Genomic DNA, 492 nt, shown 5'->3' with positions numbered 1-492 from the left:
TAGGATCGCTTAATACGCCCAATTTAACAAGCAATGTGTTAATAGGGCCGTATTCGCCCAGAATATTTCTGACTGCGAGCAAGGAAACAAATTGAGGCATGGCTATAGTCAAAATAAAGATTGTTCTGAAAAACGTCTTGCATTTAACGCCTTTCTTATTGATTAGAAGCCCAAGAAATATGCCGCCAAAATAACAGGAGAAAGTTGAAAAAATCGTCCATACTACTGTCCAGCTTAATACGGGAAGAAACCTCTGTCCTATTTCACCTGTTTTTGTAAACAGATTTTTTATGTTCGCAAACCCGACCCAATTAAACAATACTTCACCCTGGTGCTGGCTGTCAAAGTTGGTAAAGGCGATAAATATCATAAATATCGTGGGCATTATCGTAAAAATTGTCACGCCGATAAAGGTAGGAGTAAGAAGCGTTACGTGAAAACGCTTGTCAAACAGTTCTTTTATGTCGTCTATAAAGCTTGACGCTTTTCCTT

Annotated in this window: 1 protein-coding gene; it reads right to left on the bottom strand. The window is 38.6% G+C overall.

Annotated elements, in window-relative coordinates; genetic code table 11:
- Positions 1-492 (bottom strand): carbohydrate ABC transporter permease (locus tag ACYVRH_RS14455; protein WP_461257564.1); only part of this gene is annotated, 492 nt, incomplete at both ends.

Source organism: Treponema sp. R80B11-R83G3 (assembly GCF_054786115.1).
This window is presented reverse-complemented; position numbering and strand designations above follow the sequence as displayed.